Origin of the sequence: Micromonospora sp. NBRC 110009, assembly GCF_030518795.1 — a bacterium.
Lineage (GTDB): Bacteria > Actinomycetota > Actinomycetes > Mycobacteriales > Micromonosporaceae > Micromonospora.
On the sequence record NZ_CP130427.1, the window covers coordinates 2,142,011 to 2,158,209 of the forward strand.

General features: G+C 73.8%; 14 protein-coding genes. 7 read left to right on the forward strand and 7 right to left on the reverse strand.

All coding sequences use genetic code 11. The features are described 5' to 3' along the window. The 3 genes from Q2K19_RS10250 to Q2K19_RS10260 all read left to right on the forward strand — a co-directional run bounded on the left by Q2K19_RS10250 (nt 1) and on the right by Q2K19_RS10260 (nt 4,624). Nucleotides 1–1,215 (forward strand): acyl-CoA dehydrogenase family protein, encoded by a 1,215-nt coding sequence (locus Q2K19_RS10250; RefSeq protein WP_302769875.1) that lies wholly within the window; start codon nt 1–3, stop codon nt 1,213–1,215. Between the two features lie 211 nt (nt 1,216–1,426). Continuing rightward, nucleotides 1,427–2,992: an AMP-binding protein gene (locus Q2K19_RS10255; RefSeq protein WP_302772395.1), complete on the forward strand. Its 1,566-nt coding sequence runs from the start codon at nt 1,427–1,429 to the stop codon at nt 2,990–2,992. Nucleotides 2,993–3,091: 99 nt separating this feature from the next. Beyond that, nucleotides 3,092–4,624 (forward strand): N,N-dimethylformamidase beta subunit family domain-containing protein, encoded by a 1,533-nt coding sequence (locus tag Q2K19_RS10260; RefSeq protein ID WP_302769876.1) that lies wholly within the window; start codon nt 3,092–3,094, stop codon nt 4,622–4,624. 53 nt (nt 4,625–4,677) lie between these two features. On the opposite strand, the gene purD is transcribed toward Q2K19_RS10260, so the two are convergent. Both purD and Q2K19_RS10270 read right to left on the reverse strand, forming a co-directional pair. After that, nucleotides 4,678–5,925, reverse strand: a complete 1,248-nt coding sequence (gene purD, locus Q2K19_RS10265) for a phosphoribosylamine--glycine ligase (RefSeq protein ID WP_302769879.1) — start codon at nt 5,923–5,925, stop codon at nt 4,678–4,680. Between the two features lie 116 nt (nt 5,926–6,041). Beyond that, the gene (locus Q2K19_RS10270) at nt 6,042–7,331 is read right to left on the reverse strand and encodes an adenylosuccinate synthase (protein ID WP_302769882.1); all 1,290 of its coding nucleotides are present in this window, start codon (nt 7,329–7,331) and stop codon (nt 6,042–6,044) included. 122 nt (nt 7,332–7,453) lie between these two features. Between Q2K19_RS10270 and Q2K19_RS10275 the strand changes: the two genes are divergently transcribed. Both Q2K19_RS10275 and Q2K19_RS10280 read left to right on the forward strand, forming a co-directional pair. Then, nucleotides 7,454–8,452 (forward strand): diacylglycerol kinase family protein, encoded by a 999-nt coding sequence (locus tag Q2K19_RS10275; protein ID WP_302769883.1) that lies wholly within the window; start codon nt 7,454–7,456, stop codon nt 8,450–8,452. 75 nt (nt 8,453–8,527) lie between these two features. Further along, on the forward strand, nt 8,528–10,435 hold the full coding sequence (locus Q2K19_RS10280; RefSeq protein ID WP_302769886.1) for a MinD/ParA family ATP-binding protein: 1,908 nt from the start codon (nt 8,528–8,530) through the stop codon (nt 10,433–10,435). A 51-nt stretch (nt 10,436–10,486) separates the two neighbouring features. Here Q2K19_RS10280 and Q2K19_RS10285 read toward each other — a convergent pair whose 3' ends face one another. Beyond that, nucleotides 10,487–10,915, reverse strand: coding sequence for a DUF3151 domain-containing protein (locus Q2K19_RS10285; RefSeq protein ID WP_302769889.1), 429 nt, complete (start codon nt 10,913–10,915; stop codon nt 10,487–10,489). A 261-nt stretch (nt 10,916–11,176) separates the two neighbouring features. Between Q2K19_RS10285 and Q2K19_RS10290 the strand changes: the two genes are divergently transcribed. Then, entirely contained in the window at nt 11,177–12,391 is a 1,215-nt protein-coding gene (locus tag Q2K19_RS10290) for an LOG family protein (RefSeq protein ID WP_302769892.1), read from the forward strand. Nucleotides 12,392–12,444: 53 nt separating this feature from the next. On the opposite strand, the gene fbaA is transcribed toward Q2K19_RS10290, so the two are convergent. Continuing rightward, nucleotides 12,445–13,467 carry a class II fructose-bisphosphate aldolase gene (gene fbaA, locus Q2K19_RS10295; RefSeq protein WP_302769895.1) on the reverse strand — a complete coding sequence of 341 codons (1,023 nt, stop codon included), beginning with the start codon at nt 13,465–13,467 and terminating at the stop codon, nt 12,445–12,447. 131 nt (nt 13,468–13,598) lie between these two features. Further along, a complete protein-coding gene (locus tag Q2K19_RS10300) occupies nt 13,599–13,982 on the reverse strand; it encodes a phage holin family protein (RefSeq protein WP_302769898.1) in 384 nt (127 codons plus the stop codon). A 149-nt stretch (nt 13,983–14,131) separates the two neighbouring features. Here Q2K19_RS10300 and Q2K19_RS10305 point away from each other — a divergent pair, with 149 nt between their 5' ends. Beyond that, entirely contained in the window at nt 14,132–14,344 is a 213-nt protein-coding gene (locus Q2K19_RS10305) for a hypothetical protein (RefSeq protein ID WP_302772396.1), read from the forward strand. Nucleotides 14,345–14,378: 34 nt separating this feature from the next. Here Q2K19_RS10305 and Q2K19_RS10310 read toward each other — a convergent pair whose 3' ends face one another. Both Q2K19_RS10310 and Q2K19_RS10315 read right to left on the reverse strand, forming a co-directional pair. Continuing rightward, nucleotides 14,379–15,440: an LCP family protein gene (locus Q2K19_RS10310; protein WP_302769901.1), complete on the reverse strand. Its 1,062-nt coding sequence runs from the start codon at nt 15,438–15,440 to the stop codon at nt 14,379–14,381. Further along, entirely contained in the window at nt 15,440–15,922 is a 483-nt protein-coding gene (locus tag Q2K19_RS10315) for a SigE family RNA polymerase sigma factor (RefSeq protein WP_302769903.1), read from the reverse strand. The genes Q2K19_RS10310 and Q2K19_RS10315 overlap by 1 nt, the downstream gene beginning before the upstream one ends. Nucleotides 15,923–16,199 lie beyond the last annotated feature (277 nt).

Here is a 16,199-nt window from a genome sequence, read left to right on the forward strand (position 1 = left end):
ATGGTGGAGTTCTCGCTCGACCTGAACGAGGAACAGCGGGACCTTCGCGACTGGGTGCACGGCTTCGCCGCCGAGGTCGTGCGCCCGGCCGCGGCCGAGTGGGACGCACGGGAGGAGACTCCCTGGCCGATCATCCAGGAGGCCGCGAAGGTCGGCCTGTACGGGTTCGAATTCCTCGCCACCTGCTGGGCCGACCCCACCGGCCTCTCGCTCCCGATCGCCAGCGAAGAGCTCTTCTGGGGCGACGCCGGCATCGGGCTGGGCATCTTCGGCACCTCGCTCGCGGTCGCCGCCATCTACGGCGCCGGCACCCCGGACCAGCTCGTCGAGTGGGTGCCGCAGTGCTTCGGTGACGTCGACCAGCCCGCGGTCGCCGCGTTCTGCACCACCGAGCCGGAGGCCGGCTCCGACGTCGGGTCGATGCGTACCCGCGCCGCCTACGACGAGGCCACCGACGAGTGGGTGCTGAACGGGCAGAAGGCGTACGCCACCAACGGCGGGATCGCCGGGGTGCACGTGGTCACCGCCTCGGTCGACCCCGAGCTGGGCTCCCGGGGCCAGGCGGCGTTCGTCGTACCGCCGGGCACGCCGGGGCTCAACGCCACCCGCAAGCTGCGCAAGCTCGGGCTGCGCGCGTCGCACACCGCCGACGTCTTCCTCGACGACGTACGGGTGCCGGGACGCTGCCTGCTCGGCGGCCGGGAGGCCCTGGACGAGCGGTTGGCCCGGGCCCGGTCCGGGCAGCGCGCCTCCGGCCAGGCCGCGATGCGCACCTTCGAACTGTCCCGCCCGACCGTCGGCGCCCAGGCGCTCGGCGTGGCCCGCGCCGCGTACGAGTACGCCCTGGACTACGCGAAGGACCGGGTCCAGTTCGGACGGCCGATCATCGAGAACCAGGCGGTCGCGTTCGCGCTCGCCGACATGAAGATGGAGATCGACGCGGCCCGGCTGCTGGTCTGGCGGGCCTCCTGGATGGGCCGCAACAACCGGCCGTTCACGGCGGGCGAGGGCTCGATGTCCAAGCTCAAGGCCGGCGAGGTCGCCGTCTCGGTGACCGAGAAGGCGGTCCAGCTCCTCGGCGGCGCCGGCTTCCTGCGCGACCACCCGGTGGAGCGGTGGTACCGCGACGCCAAGATCTACACCATCTTCGAAGGTACCTCCGAGATCCAGCGGCTGGTCATCTCCCGGGCCATCTCCGGGATGCAGATCCGCTGATCGCCGGCGGACCCCGACCCGACCCGCGCCGACACCCGCTGTGCCGAGCGGTACGTCGACGCGGGTCGGGCCGCCGGTCCACCTTCCACACCGACCGTAGGGCGGCGACCGCGCAGGGTGCAAACCGGCCGGCAAAGGACCGCGCCGACTGGGCTCCCCGCCTCCAGGCATGCATGATCGGGAGAAACTCTCGCCGAAGGAGGGCCGCGACTTGGACCTGCCGTTCATCGTCGCCACGCTGACCCGACGCGGACTGCTCACCCCGGGCCGCCCGATCCGGGTCGCCTCCCAGCTGAACGCGCTGCGCAGGTGGGGCTGGAGTCTCGCCGGCGAGCTGCGCCAGGCGGCCGCGCGCGACCCCGGCCGGGTCGCCGTCGTCGACGAGCACGGTGCCACGCTGACGTACCAGGAACTGCTGGACCGCTCCGAGCGGCTGGCCCGGTCGATGCGGGCCGGGCTCGGCGTGCAGGCCGGCGACCGGATCGGCGTGCTCTGCCGCAACCACCACGGGCTGATCGAGGCGGTCGTCGCGGCGATGCTGCTCGGCGCGGACGCCGTACTGGTCAACACCGGGCTCTCCGCGGCGCAGCTCGCCACCGTGGCCGAGGAACAGGCGCTGCGGGTGCTGGTGCACGACGCCGAGTTCGCCGAGCGGATCCTCGGCCTCCCCGCCGACCTGCACCGGGTCGACGAGCGCGGGCACGAGGAGCTGATCGCCGGCGCCCTCCCCGGGGACCAGCTCCAGCCGCCCGAGCGGGACGGCCGGACCATCGTCCTCACCTCCGGCACCACCGGCGCGCCGAAGGGGGCCCGGCGCCCCACCCCGCACGGCTTCGGCCCGCTGGTCTCGATCATCGACCGCATCCCGCTGCACGTCCGGGACACCGTGATGATCGCCGCGCCGATCTTCCACACCTGGGGGTACGCCGCCCTCCAGGTGTCGTTCGCGCTGCGCGCCACCATCGTGCTGCACCGCCGGTTCGACCCGGCCGCCACGCTCGCCGCCCTGACGGCGCAGCACTGCGACGCGCTCTTCGCCGTACCGGTGATGCTGCAACGGCTGATGGAGGTGCCGGCGCCGGACCCACGGCCGCCACTGAAGGTGGTCGCGGTCAGCGGCTCCGCCCTGCCCGGCGGGCTGGCCACCGCCTTCATGGACCGCTACGGCGACTGCATCTACAACCTCTACGGCTCGACCGAGGTCTCCTGGGCGTCCATCGCCGGCCCGGCCGACCTGCGCCAGGCGCCCAACACGGCCGGCCGCCCGCCGCACGGCACCCGGCTGGAGATCCTCGACGACGCCGGCGAGCCGGTCCGGGACGGCGTGGTCGGGCGGATCTTCGTGGGCAACGAGATGCTCTTCGAGGGGTACACCTCGGGGGCCACCCGGGAGAGCCACGACGGCCTGCTGAACACCGGCGACCTGGGTCGGGTCAGCGCCGACGGCCTGCTCTTCGTCGACGGGCGGGCCGACGACATGATCGTCTCGGGCGGCGAGAACGTCTTCCCTTCCGAGGTGGAGGACCTGATCGCCCGGTTGCCGCAGGTGCGCGAGGTCGCGGTGATCGGCGTACCGGACGCGGAGTACGGCCAGCGGCTGGCCGCGTTCCTGGCCCTGCAGGCGGGCGAGCAGCTCGACCCGGAGGCGGTCCGCGAGTACGTGCGGCACTACCTGGCGCGGTTCTCGGTGCCCCGGGACGTGATCTTCGTGAAGTACCTGCCGCGGAACGCCACCGGCAAGGTGCTCGCTCGGGAGCTGCGCCGCTACTACGGGTGAGACAGCGCCCACAGGGGACGCTCAGATTTGCCCCCGTACGGTACCGTTTCACCGCCGGCGGTCCCCGGCGGATCCGTTCTCTCGTGCGGGAGCTGCTCCATGGTTCGACTCCGCCGGCGCTGGGCACTGGGTCTCCTTCTCGGTGGTGCCTCGGCGGCCGCCCTCGGCATCACCGAACCCGTCCTCGGCCACCACCGCACCGGCACCCTGGTCCGCCGGCCCGGCCCGCCCGTGCCACTCGAGAACCGCGCCGCCGGGGAGCCCTGGTGGCCGGACGGCGGCGCCCCGGCCGCCGACGACCAGCAGCGGCAGATCCAGGGGTACGCCTCGGCGACCAGCGTCGCCCCCGGCGAGTCCATCGACTTCCACGTCGCGGTCAACCCCGCCGGCCCGTTCCGGATCTCGATCCACCGCCTCGGCTGGTACGCCGGTGCCGGCGCCCGCACCGTGCTGACCAGCCGGGAGTTCCAGGGCACCCCGCAAGCCGTGCCGCCCGCCGACCCGCGGACCGGGGCCATCGCCTGCCGGTGGCCGGTTTCCTGGACCCTCCGGGTGCCCGACCACTGGACGTCCGGCCTCTACCAGGCCGTCTTTCACTCAACCGACGGCTGGCGGGCCTGCACCCCCTTCGTGGTCCGCGACGACCGGCGCGCCGCCGCGCTCTGCGTGGTGCTCCCGGTGACCACCTGGCAGGCGTACAACCAGTGGCCGGCGGACCGGCGCAACGGCAAGAGCCTCTACAACGGCTACCGCGCCACCGGGCAGCGGGATCCCCTGCTCCGGGCCCGGGAGGTCTGCTTCGACCGGCCGTACCCCAACGACGGCACCCCCAGCCAGTTCAGCAAGGACGAGGACGCGATCCGGTGGCTGGAACGCAGCGGGTACGACCTCAGCTACGCGACCAGCCTCGACCTGCACTCCGGCCGGCTCGACCCGAAGCGGTACCGGGGGATCGTGTTCTGCGGGCACGACGAGTACTGGTCCCGGGAGATGCGCCAGGCGGCCGAGGCGGCGGTGGCCGCCGGCACCAGCCTCGCGTTCTTCGGCGCCAACAGCATCTACTGGCACGCCCGGATCCGCCCCGGTGACGACGGCCGGCCGGAGCGGGTGGTCGCCTGCGCCAAGGCCCTCGCCGACCCGGACGCGGACGCCGCCGGCCCGACCACCACCTGGCGCGCCCTCGGCAACCCCGAGCAGGCGCTGCTCGGGGTGCAGTACAACGGCGTGGTGCTGACCCCGCAGCCGCTGGTGGTGCGATCGGCGGACCACTGGGTCTGGGCCGGCACCGGGGTGAAGAACGGCGACCGGATCCCCGGGCTGATCGGCGGCGAGGCGGACGGGTTCCGCCGCGGCGGCCATCACCCGACCGGGGTGGACGCGGCGATCCTCAGCAAGTCGCCGTACCCGGCGGCCGAGGGCGGGCGCCGGGTGCAGAACGCCCACGTGTACGAGACGACGAACGGCACCGTCGTCTTCGCCACCGGCACCCTCAACTGGACCATGGCGCTGAACCGGCAGGGCGTCCAGGACGAGCGGATCAAGCGGGCCACCGCCAACGTCCTCGACCGGATGGTCAACCGGTCGGCCGGCGCCACAGGCCGGGGACGACCGGCCCCACCCGCGCGCCCATAGCCGGCCGGCCCGGCGTCGCCCGCCGCGCCTTCGCCGGCGGCGGCCGTTGCCGGTCAGGCGGGAACGATGATCTCGCCGGCGACCGCAGCCGCGGCGATGTCGGTGCGGTGGTGCGAGCCGGCCAGCTCGATGCCGCGGACCAGGGCGTACGCGGCGTCCCGCGCGGCGGCGAGGTCCGGGCCGGTGGCCGTACCGCAGAGGACCCGGCCCCCAGCGGAGCGCACGGTGCCGTCGGCGTCCCGGCGGGTGCCGGCGTGGATGACGCCCGGGCGGTCGGCACCGGTGATCACGTCGCCGGTACGCCGTGCCGCCGGGTAGCCCTCGGCCGCCACCACGACGGTGACCGCCGCGCCCTGCCGCCAGCGCAGCGGCGGGTGCGCGGCGAGCGTGCCGGTGGCGGCGGCGTGCAGCAGCCCGGCGAGCGGGGTCTCCAGCAGCGCGAGGACGACCTGCGTCTCCGGATCGCCGAAGCGGGCGTTGAACTCGATCACGCGGGGCCCGGCGGCGGTGATCGCCAGACCGACGTAGAGCAGGCCGGCGAAGGGGGTCCCCCGGCGGCGCATCTCGGCCAGCGTCGGGTGCACGACGTCGCGCATCACCTCGTCGACCAGCCCGGACGGCGCCCAGGGCAGCGGCGCGTACGCCCCCATGCCGCCGGTGTTCGGCCCGGTGTCGCCGTCGCCGACCCGCTTGAAGTCCTGCGCGGGCAGCAGCGGCACGGCGGCCTCGCCGTCGGTGACCACGAACAGGGACACCTCCGGCCCGGCGAGGTACTCCTCGATCACCACCCGGCCGCACTCCTGTGCGTGCTGCTCGGCGACCGCCCGGTCGCCGGTCACCACGACGCCCTTGCCGGCGGCCAGCCCGTCGTTCTTCACCACGTACGGCGGCCCGAACTCGTCCAGCGCGGTGCCGGTGCTCGCCCCGTCCGTGCAGGTGTACGCCCGGGCGGTGGGCACGCCGGCGGCGGTCATCACGTCCTTGGCGAACGTCTTGGAGCCCTCCAGCCGGGCCGCCTCGGCCCCCGGGCCGAACGCCGGGATGCCCTTGGCGCGTACCGCGTCGGCGACCCCGGCCACCAGCGGCGCCTCCGGGCCGATCACCACCAGGTCGACGCCGACCTCCACGGCGAGCGCCGCCACGGCCGCCGGGTCGGTGGGGTTCACCTCCCGCAGCTCGGCCACCGCCGCGATGCCGGGATTGCCCGGCGCGGCGACCAGCAGCTCCACCCCCGGATCGCCGGCCAGCCCCAGGGCGAGCGCATGCTCCCGCCCACCACCACCCACAAGAAGAACCCGCACGACCCCGCATCCTACTGACACCCCACCCCACCCCCGTTGATCATGAAGTCAGCGGCACGATTTGAGATCGACCTTGCCGCCAACTTCATGATCACCGGGAGGCGAGTGGGGTGGGGTCAGGGCAGGAGGGGGTGGCGGAGGACGTTTTCTTCGCGGCCGGGGCCCACGCCGACCATGGTGACCCGGGTGCCGCAGAGTTCCTCGATGCGGGCGATGTAGCGCCGCGCGTTCTCGGGGAGTTCGTCCTCGGTGCGGGCCTTGGTGATGTCCTCCCACCAGCCGTCGAGCTCTTCGTAGATCGGGGTGGCGTGGTGGAAGTCGGTCTGCGTCATCGGCATGTCGTCGAAGCGCTCGCCGTTGATCTCGTACCCGACGCAGATCGGCACCTTGGGCAGGCCGGTGAGCACGTCCAGCTTGGTGATCACCAGGTCGGTGACGCCGTTGAGGCGGCAGGCGTACCGGGCGACGACGGCGTCGAACCAGCCGGCCCGGCGCTCCCGGCCGGTGGTGGTGCCGTACTCGTGACCGATCTTGACGAGGTGCCGGCCGCTGTCGTCGAAGAGCTCGGTGGGGAACGGCCCCGCGCCCACCCGGGTGGTGTAGGCCTTGCTCACCGCGATCACCTTGGTGATCGCGGTCGGCGGGATGCCCGCGCCCACGCACGCCCCACCGGCCGTCGGGTTCGACGAGGTGACGAAGGGGTACGTGCCGTGGTCCATGTCGAGCATGGTGGCCTGGGCGCCCTCCAGCAGCACCGTCTCACCGCGGTCCAGGGCGTCCCAGAGCATCACCCGGGTCTCCGCGATGTACGGCCGGAGCCGCTCGGCGTACTCCAGGTACTCCTCGATCGTCGCGTCGATGTCGATCGCCTTGCGGTTGTAGACCTTGAACAGCACCTGGTTCTTCTCGCGGAGCGCCAGCTCCAGCTTCTTGCGCAGGATGCCGGGGTCGAGCAGATCCTGGAGCCGGATGCCCATCCGGGCGACCTTGTCGCCGTACGCGGGGCCGATGCCCCGGCCGGTGGTGCCGATCCGGGAGCTGCCCAGGTAGCGCTCGACCACCCGGTCCAGCGCCCGGTGGTGCGGCATGATCAGGTGCGCGTCGCCGGAGATGCGCAGCCGGGAGACGTCCACGCCGCGCTCGGCGAGACCGTCGATCTCCTCCAGCAGCACCTTCGGGTCGACCACCACGCCGTTGCCGATCACGATCATCGCGTTCGGGGAGAGCGCGCCGGACGGCATGAGGTGCAGGGCGTACTTCTGGCCGTCCGGGGTGATCACCGTGTGCCCGGCGTTGTTGCCGCCGGAGTAGCGCACGACGTAGTCGACCCGCTCACCCAGCAGGTCGGTAACCTTGCCCTTGCCCTCGTCGCCCCACTGGGCGCCGAGGAGCACGATCGCTGGCATCTTCTCCGCCTCCAGAAGGCTCGGGTGCCAGGTGGCGACCGGTCAGCGAGCCCGGGGTGTCAGGCTAACAAGTAGTGACGACGGGACCGGCAGGGGTTCGTCGAGAAGCAGGAGGCTCCTTCGTGTACGACGTGGTGCTGCTCACCCTCGGCTCGGAGCGGGACGCTCCCGGTGGGGGCTGCGGCAGCGGTGGAGCCTGCTGTGGTGGCGCCGCCGAGGCGGCCGGGGAGCAGTCCGAGGAGCGCTGCGAGACGCCCCGCGTACCGGCGCTGGCCTGCGCGGACGCGCTGACCGCCCGGGGTGCCCGGGTGGAGACCGTCACCGCCCGCTCGGACGCCGAGATCGACCAGGTGCTGGCCCGCCTCGACGGGCCGCCGCGTCCCGACGGCCTCACCTGGCCGGACCCCGACTCCAAGACCCGGCTGGTCGTCGCCACGGCCAGCGACGGTCAGTTGCGGGCCGTCCTGCGCCGGCTGGTCCGGCGGTACGCTCCGCCGCCCAGCCGCCGTCCGGACGACCTGCCCGGCAACCGGACCGTCCCCGACCTGCCGCCGGTCGGCGTACTGCCGCTCGATCCGGCCCGGACCGGGACGGCGCGGGACCTGGCCGCGCAGCTCGGGCTGCCCCGCGATCCGGCGGCGGTGGCCGCGGCGGTGCTGGACGGCACACCCCGCCGGCTCGACCTGCTGCGCAACGACGGCGGCTCGGTGACCCTGGACGGCGCGCTGTTCGGCGCGGCCGACGACGCGGGCCGGCCGCTGCACTGGCGCGCCCGGGTCGAGGTCGACGGCGCGATCCTCTCGAACGGCGAGGACCCGCTGATGGCCTGCGCGGTCGGCAACGCCGGCGGGTACGCGCGCCTCGACGACGTGACCCTGCTGGCCGACCCGGACCCGACCGACGGCCGGGTCGAGGTGGCGGTGGCAGTTCCCGTGGTCACCCGGTCCGCGTTGGGCAGGAAGCGGGTCCGACTCGAGGTACGCCGGGCCCGGGGCCGGGCCGTGGCGGTGGCGCCGCGCGACGCGAAGGTGCCCTTCCTCGACGACGGCGTCGAGGGCGAGCTGAGCCGGAAGCGGTCCTGGTGGACCGAACCGGGCGCCTGGGCCGTCTGGACGGCCTGACCACCGTCGATCCCCGGTCCGCCCGCCCGATCACCCGGACGGCCTATCCTCGGGCGGGAGGAATGGGGAGGAACCGTGGTGCACGAGAACGCCGACCGGGCCCACGTGCCGGGCCAACCGCAGGTGCCGGAGCGCGACATCGAACCGCTCTGGCCGCCGGAGCAGAGCGAACCGGGCGCCGGCGTCCCGCCGTGGGCGACCCCGGCCCAGCCCGGCACACCCCCCTGGCCGCTCCCGCCCCCGCCGGCCGCAGAGCCGCCGCGGTCACCGGTCCACCCCACCACCGGACCGGCGCCGCACGACCCGGCCGCCGCTGGGCGCGGCCCGGACGAGGTACGCCCCGTCAGCCCGGTGCCCGCGCCGCGCACCCAGCCGCCGGTCGACCTGGACCTCCCCTTCACCCTCGACCGGCCGCCCGTCGCTCCGAATCCGACGTCCACGGCCCCGGAGCAGGGCGACCCGGCGGCCGTTACGACCGCAGCGCAGGACGGCCCGACCACGGACGACGGGGCGGACCGGACCGGGGTCGGCGCCCACCAGGCCGGCGGCACCTCGGGCGGCCGGACGGAGTCGCCGTGGGCCCAGCCGCCGCAGCGGTCGACCGCCCCGACCGAGCCCACCGACGCGTCGGCGACGCCCACCGACCCGGCGGCGACGGCGGTGCCGGCCGCTCCGCCAGCCACCGCCGGATCGGTCCCCCCGGGGCCGGAGGCACCGGCAGCCGAGGCGCCGGCCGGTGACGCGCCGTCGCGGCTCGGCCCGTTCCCGCCGGCGCCGGGTGTGCCACTCGCCCAGCCGCCGTACGGGAACGGGTCGGCCTACCCGCCGGGGCCGGCCGGATACGGCCAACCCGGATACCCGGCCGGCCCTACCCCGGGCTGGTACCCGCCGGCCTGGCCGCACCAGCCGGCCGGCCCGGCGCCGCAACCGCCGGCCACCCCGGGACCGGAGCAACCCGCACCGGGAGCGCCGCAGCCCGCGCCGGGGCCGCAGCAACCCGCGCAGCCGGCGGTTCCGGCCGGGTACCCGGAGCCGGCCTGGACGCCGGAGGCCGGGGCCACCCCGACCGCGGAGGACTTCGCCCGGCGTCGCCAGGCCAGGCCGGTCGACCCGGTGGCCACGATGGGCGTCCGCGCGGTGGTGAACAAGATCGGGCTGGTCCGGCTCCCGCCGGGGCGGCACGAGCAGGAACTGAAGCGCGACATCGAGACGGTCCGCCGCAACTTCGGCGGACTGCGCCAGGTGACCGTGGTCAACCCGAAGGGCGGTGCCGGCAAGACCGTCGCCATCCTGCTGCTCGCGATGACCTTCGGCCAGAAGCGCGGCGGGTACGTGCTGGCCTGGGACAACAACGAGACCCAGGGCACCCTGGGCATGCGGGCCCAGCAGGACTTCCACTCCCGTACGGTCCGGGACATGCTGCGCGACCTGGCGCAGTTCCAGGGGGCGCACGGCCGGGTCGGCGACCTGTCGCAGTACGTCCGCTCGCAGGGCGAGGGGATGTTCGACGTGCTCGCCTCGGACGAGTCGGCCACCGGCGGCGAGATGCTCACCGCCGCCGCCTTCGCCGAGATCCGCGAGGTGGTCAGCCGCTTCTACAAGCTGATCTTCGTGGACACCGGGAACAACGTCCGGGCGCAGAACTGGCAGGCCGCGATGGATGCCACCGACCAACTGGTGGTCACCATGTCGGCCCGGAACGACTCGGCGGAGACCGCCGCCCGGATGCTCGACCACCTGGAGCAGAGCGGCCGGCAGCGGCTGGTCCGCCAGGCGGTGACGGTGGTGTCGATGCCACCGTCGCGCAAGGAGATCGACCTGCCGGCGATCCAGGAGCACTTCGCGGCCCGGACCCGGGCGGTGCTGCTCGCGCCGTACGAGCGGCTCATCGACACCGGCGAGCCGATCCGGTACGGGCAGCTCTCCTCGGCCACCCGGGATGCCTGGCTGAAGATCGCCGCCGCGGTCGCCGAAGGGCTGTGACACAGGCGCGACGGCCGGCCCCCGCTGGGGAGCCGGCCGTTGCGCGGTGGGTCAGTGGCTGGCGAGGGCGTCGGCCGCGGCCGGGTCGCAGTCGCGGAGGAACTGGGCGCAGCGGGCCGCCTCGTCCGCCTCGCCGATCTCGCCGGCGGCCCGGGACAGCAGGTAGAGGCAGCGGAGGAAGCCCCGGTTGGGCTTGTGCGACCAGGGCACCGGGCCGTGGCCCTTCCAGCCGCTGCGGCGGAGCTGGTCCAGGCCGCGGTGGTAGCCGGTGCGCGCGTACGCGTACGCCGGGATGACCTGGCCCGCGGCGAACGCCCGGGCGGCAAGCGCCGCCCAGGCCGCGCTGTAGGTCGGGAAGCGGGCCGCGACCTCGGCGTACGCCTCGTCGGTGTCCTGCTCGACGGCGGCCGCCAGCGCGGCGTCGGCCTCCTCGGTCGCCGGCAGCAGGGTGGCCGGTGGCTCAGGCAACAGGTTCTGCATCGCCCCATTCAACCCGCTTCGCCCTGGGGTACGCGAGTGGGTCCGGCGAGCCGGTCGGCTGAACGGCTGAGGGTTTCGTCACGCCTGGGGCCCGCGGCCCGGTACCCGCGGCCCATGCCATCCGGCGATCTTTTCCACTACAACTATTGGTCCGGAGCCTCCCCAGGACCCGGTTACGCAGGAGCCCGGCGGCCTGGCCGCCGGGCTCCTGTCGTCGTGACCCACGTTTGCCGGCTTGCTCGGGGCGGGCAGGATGGTCCGGTGCCCACCCCACCTCCCGCGGACGTCATCGAGCCGCACGACACCAGCATCGACGAGATCGAGACCCGGGCCGAGTTCGACCGACACCTGGCCACCGGCAGCCTGGCCGGGCTCACCGTGCAGGGCCTCCGACTCGACCTCGATCCCGTTCCCGACCTGACCCGGACCGACGTGGCCGACACGCTCTTCGTGGGCTGTCGGTTCGCCGCTCGCGAGGTCGGCGCCGACCTGGTCCGGCGCGGGGCGAACGTGGTTCCCCCGTTCTCGAAGCTGCCCTACCCGACCCAGCCGGCCTGCCTCTACACGGCGGAGGACCTGGCCGCGGGCTTCACCGAGGCCGGCTTCGCCGGGATGTACGACACCCGGGTGTACGCGCACTTCCGCGCGCACGGCGGGGCGCTGCCGGACGTCCGCGAGGCGCTCGGCCAGCGGCTGCACGACCACGGGGTGGACAACGCCCTGGCGGACGCCACCCGCAGCTGGCTGGCGGCGCACGGGCCGCAGTCCGTGGTGGGGGTGATGGGCGGGCACGCGGTGCCGCGCGGCAGCGCCGCGTACCGGATGGCGGCGGTGCTGGGGTGGGAGCTGGCGCGGGCCGACCGGCTGGTGGTGACCGGCGGCGGTCCGGGCGTGATGGAGGCGGCCAACCTGGGCGCGTTCCTGGCGGCCTGGCCGGCGGAGGAGCTGACCGCGGCGATCGACGTGCTGGCCACCGCGCCGGACTTCACCGACCACGACCGCTACACCGAGGCGGCGCTGCGGGTCCGGGAGAAGTACGCGGCCGGGCCGACGCTGCCCACCCCGCGCCCGGCCGCCGCCGGCACCGAGTGGGCCCGCTCGGGCGGGCTGGCCATCCCCACCTGGCTGTACGGGCACGAGCCGGCGAACCTGTTCGCCGGGCGGATCGCCAAGTACTTTTCCAACGCCATCCGGGAGGACACCATCCTGCGGCTGGCCCGGGGCGGGATCGTCTTCGCGCCCGGCCGGGCCGGCACGGTGCAGGAGGTGTTCCAGGCGGCCACCAAGACCTACTACGGCACCGACGGGGCCAGCGGCGCGTACGTCTTCCTGGACCGGACGTACTGGACCACCGAACTGCCGGTCGAGGCGCTGCTGCGCCCGCTCTTCGCCGCCTCCCCGTTCGGTGACCTGTCGGCCACCGTGCACCTCACCGACGACGTCCGCGAGGCGGTCCGGGTGCTCACCGCCGGCTGAGACGCGCGGAGGCCGGCACCCGATCGGGTGCCGGCCTCCGGCTCACGCGGTGGTCACTTCATCGTGGTGCCGGTGGAGCGCAGGTGCTCGCAGGCCTCCACGACGCGGGCGGCCATGCCGGCCTCGGCGGCCTTGCCCCAGACGCGCGGGTCGTACATCTTCTTGTTGCCGACCTCGCCGTCGACCTTCAGCACGCCGTCGTAGTTGCGGAACATGTGGTCCGCGACCGGCCGGGTGAAGGTGTACTGGGTGTCGGTGTCGATGTTCATCTTCACCACGCCGTAGTCCAGCGCCTCGCGGATCTCCGACAGCAGCGAGCCGGAACCGCCGTGGAACACCAGGCTGAGCGGCTTCTCCTTGCCGTACTTGGCGCCGACCGCCACCTGGATGTGGTGGAGCACCTCCGGGCGGAGCTTGACGTTGCCCGGCTTGTAGACGCCGTGCACGTTGCCGAAGGTCAGCGCCGCCATGTAGCGGCCCTTCTCGCCGAGGCCGAGCGCGTCGACCATGGCCAGGCCGTCCTCGACGGTGGTGTAGAGCTTCTCGTTGATGGCGTTCTCGACGCCGTCCTCCTCGCCGCCGACGACGCCGACCTCGATCTCGAGGACGATCTTGCCCTTGGCGGCCTCGGTGAGGAGCTGCTCGGCGATCTGCAGGTTCTCCGCCACCGGCACCGCCGAGCCGTCCCACATGTGCGACTGGAACAGCGGCTCCTGGCCGTTCTTCACCCGCTCCTGGGAGATGGCCATCAGCGGCCGGACGAACTTGTCCAGCTTGTCCTTCGGGCAGTGGTCGGTGTGCAGCGCGATGTTCACCGGGTACTTCTTGGCCACCTCGTGCGCGTACGCGGCGAACGCCACGGCGCCGGTCACCATGTCCTTGACGGACGGGCCGGACAGGTACTCTGCGCCACCGGTGGAGACCTGGATGATGCCGTCGCTCTCCGCGTCGGCGAAGCCCTTGAGCGCCGCGTTCAGCGTCTGCGAGGAAGTCACGTTGATCGCGGGGTAGGCGTACCGGCCGGCCTTGGCCCGGTCCAGCATCTCCGCGTAGGCCTCGGGGGAAGCGATGGGCATGTCGAACGCTCCTTACTTACCGCTCTCGGCCGTGCAGGCCGCTGTCTTCCTTGGGTGCGCCGGACCGCGCTGTCCACCGCGGGAAGTATCCCGTAGGAACTGGCGGCCGGCACAACCGACCCGGGAACCGGTCACCGGCTCTCCAGCCTGTCCGGCACCACGACACTGATCAGCCAGCTCACCACGGCCATCACGATGGCCCCCCAGAAGGCGGCCCAGAAGCCGTCCACGTGGAACGGCAGGTGCAGTTGCCGGGCGATCCAGTCGGTGAGCAGGAACAGCAGAGCGTTGACCACGAGCGCGAACAGACCTAGCGTGAGCAGGTAGAACACGCAGCCGAACACCTTGATGACCGGCTTCAGCACCGCATTGACCACGCCGAAGATGAGCGCCACCGCGATCAGGGTGAGCGCCATGTTCGCCCCGCTCCGGCCGCTCACCTCCACCCCGGGGACGATCAGTGTGGTGATCCACAGCGCGATCGCGGTGATCGCCAACCGGATCAGAAAGCCCACGTGACCATCCTGGCACCGGGCAACGCGCCCGGAGGGACAATCCGCCGACTCGGGGCCGCCGCCGCGGTTCGGCTCGGCACCGAGCGGCGACCGGCACCAGCCCGTACGGTGTGGTGGTGACCGTCCGTACCGAGATCCAGGGAGGGACGATGGGTCAGCCCGACGAGGAATTCGCCCCGAGCGACCACCTCGCTCCGGAGGAGCGGGATCTGGAGGCGGAGCCGGCCGACGCGGTCGAGCAGGCGGTGGCGGTGAACCCGGAGGACGGCGAGACCGAGCCGCACCGCGGCCTGGAGGTCGACGACTGGGACGCGATGGAGCAGGCCCGGGTGGTCGTCGCCGACGAGGACGACTACCGCTGACGGGCGGGGAGGGGCCGGCCGGCCCCTCCCCGCGTCACCGCAGCCGGGTGACCTGGTCCGGGTGGGCGGCAGCCCACTCACCGAGCCGGTCGTCCCGCAGCGCGGCGAGGAAGCCCGGCCCGAGGGCGGGATCGAGCCGGAAGCGCATCTCCGGTTCCTCCGTGTGCCGCCCCGGCGGGAGGAGGCCGACCGACTCGGCGGTCGCGGCCTTGGCGGCCACCAGCGCCAGGGCCGGCAGGGAACTGTCGCCGGTGTCCGCGACCAGCCCGGAGCCGAGGTGCTGGAGCAGCGAGTTGAGCACGACCGGGTTGGTGAACGTGTCCCGCTCCTGGAGCCGGTGGAGCAGGCCGGCGGCGTACCGCTCGGCGTTGCGGTCCCGGTCCAGTACGCCGTCCGGCAGTTGGACCCGCTGGCGGAGCACGTCCACCGAGGCAGTGCCGTCGAGCCGCTGGCAGCCCGCCGGGTAGACCCGGTCGGTGTGCACCGAGTGGACGCGCTGCGGCAGGCAGACCTGCACGCCGCCGAGCGCGTCGGTGAGTTTCCGCACCGCCGAATAGGTGAGCACCCCGCCGGCATCGATGCGCACGCCGAGGGTGTCGGCCACCGCATCCCGGGTGACCTGGTAGCCACGGCTCAGATCCGGCTCGGGCGTGCCCGCCCCGAACGAGAAGGTCGCGTTGAGCCGGTCCGGCCCGTGGCCGGGGACGGAGACCTCCAGGTAGCGCGGCAGCGCGACCAGGTAGAGCCGGCTGCGGTCGGCCGGGACGTGCACCAGCAGCACCGAGTCGGCGAACCGGGCGGCCCGGTCGGCGTTCCCGTCGACGCCGACGAGCAGCATGTTCAGCGCCCCGGTGGGGGCCGACGCGGCCGGCTGGGGCAGCAGCGGGGACGCGGTCTCCCGGTGCTGCGGCGCGACCACGGTGAAGCCGGCCAGGGCGGCGGCGACCACCGCCAGTGCCGTACCGCCGAGCCGGAGCCGGAGGCGGCGGCGCCGGCGGCGAACCACGGCCCGGTCGATGGCGGCGCGGAGCGGGCCGGTCGGCGGGGTGATTCCCTCGTGCCGCGCGAAGGCCGCTCGCAGGTCGTCCTCGATCATCAGTGCACCTCCACGGTCTCGGCTCGGAGGGTGGCCAGCGCCCGCGAGATGCTGGACCGGACGGTGCCGACGGCGCAGCCGAGGATCTCGGCGATCTCCGCGTCGGGCAGGTCCTCGTAGTAGCGGAGCACCAGCGTCGCGCGCTGCCGCCGGGGCAGCCGGGACAGCCAGGACCAGACCTGGTCCCGGTCCACCGCGGACTGCGCGTGGTCGGTCGGCGCCGGCACCGCCTCGTCCGGCTCGCCGCGCAGCAGCACCCGGCGGGCCCACGAACCACGCCGCCAGTCGATGTACTGGTTGGTGAGCATGCGCCGGACGTACCGCTCCGGGGCGTCGCTGCGCGCCACCCGACGCCAGTTCAGCTGGACCCGCACCATGGTGTCCTGCACCAGGTCCTGCGCCTGGTGCGGATCGCCGGTCAGCATGACCGCGTACCGCAGCAGGACGCTCAGCCGCGCGTCGGCGAACTCCTCGTACGTCACTGCACCTCCCGGTGTCCCGCCCTGTTGACGGGCGCGGCCCGCCGGAACGTTGCGTCCGGCCCGGATCGGCCGAACGGTCCTTTGTCGATGTCCCGCCGCGCCCGGGGCAGCGGACGAGGTGGTCATCCGCCTACCCTCCGTACAGCGTGTCCGCCGGCGGCGTCGCCGCACCCGCTTCGTCGCCTGACGGGTCCGGTGTCACCGGTGCCCCGGCGACCCTTCCGCCGGGCATCGACGTGTCCGCACCAGCCCGAACACCCCACCCGCGCGGTCTCCC